This window comes from Mycobacterium sp. 1245801.1 (genome assembly GCF_001673055.1).
Lineage (GTDB): Bacteria > Actinomycetota > Actinomycetes > Mycobacteriales > Mycobacteriaceae > Mycobacterium > Mycobacterium europaeum_A.
Genome location: NZ_LZKY01000053.1, coordinates 1 through 908, shown reverse-complemented (window position 1 = coordinate 908; position 908 = coordinate 1). Strand labels below are relative to the sequence as shown.

At 71.6% G+C, this 908-nt stretch carries 2 protein-coding genes; one reads left to right on the top strand and one right to left on the bottom strand.

Features of this window, described 5'->3' with window-relative positions; genetic code table 11:
* Window positions 1–379 (top strand): DUF429 domain-containing protein (locus tag A5622_RS02940; protein WP_156752821.1); only part of this gene is annotated, 379 nt, incomplete at its 5' end.
* 7 nt (window positions 380–386) lie between these two features.
* Here A5622_RS02940 and A5622_RS02935 read toward each other — a convergent pair.
* On the bottom strand, window positions 387–908 hold a 522-nt coding region (locus tag A5622_RS02935; RefSeq protein WP_156752820.1), incomplete at its 5' end, for a TetR/AcrR family transcriptional regulator.

Genomic DNA, 908 nt, shown 5'->3' with positions numbered 1-908 from the left:
CGAGGTCTACCCCCACGCGGCCACCGTCGCGTTGTTTCGCCTCGAGCGCACCCTGAAATACAAGGCGAAGCCCGGCCGCAGCGTCGAGCGGCTCAGGTCCGAGCTGTTGTTGCTCATGGACGGCGTCGAGCGGCTGGCGCGGGCCCCGGTGCCGCTGCGCGTGGCCGGGCACGACGGCTGGGTCGCGCTGCGCCGGGCCGTCACGGCCGCGCAGCGCAAGAGCGAACTGCGCCGCGCCGAAGACCCGGTCGATGCCGTGGTTTGTGCCTACGTGGCGTTGTACGCGCAGCGCCGCCCGCTGGACGTGACCATTTACGGCGACCTCGACACCGGCTACATCGTGACGCCGTCGCTGCCGGTGGACCCGATCCGCGCGTAACGGGCGCTCAGATCTGCACGGGCCGCTGATCGATCGGCGCGAGCACCTCGATGAGGTCGACCACCGCGCCCTGCGCCGCCGCGCGCGGGTCGCGCCCCTCCACCAGGGCCGACACCACCGAGCCATCGACCGCGCAGATCAACGTGCACACCAGTTCGATGTGCACCGATCGGCCCGAGCGCTCGATCGCCTCGGCCACCGCTTCGGCGCGCTGGCGCAGGCTGCGACGCATGGTCTCGCGCAGCGCGGGCAGCCGGGTGCACGCGATGTGCCGCTCGTAGCGCGAGATCAGCTGATCGGTCAGGCCCGGTCCGGACACGTCGCCGACGAGCAGGTCCGCCAACACCTCGGCGATGGTCTCCGGTCCGCGGCGCCGGCGCGACATGGCGCTGACCCGCGACCGCAACTGCGCCACCTCGATCATCGCGATGTGTTCGACGGCGCGTGCGATCAGATCGTCGAGCGACGAGAAGTAGTAAGTGGTGGAAGCCAACGGCAATCCGGCCCGCCGCGCCACCGCCCGGTGCCG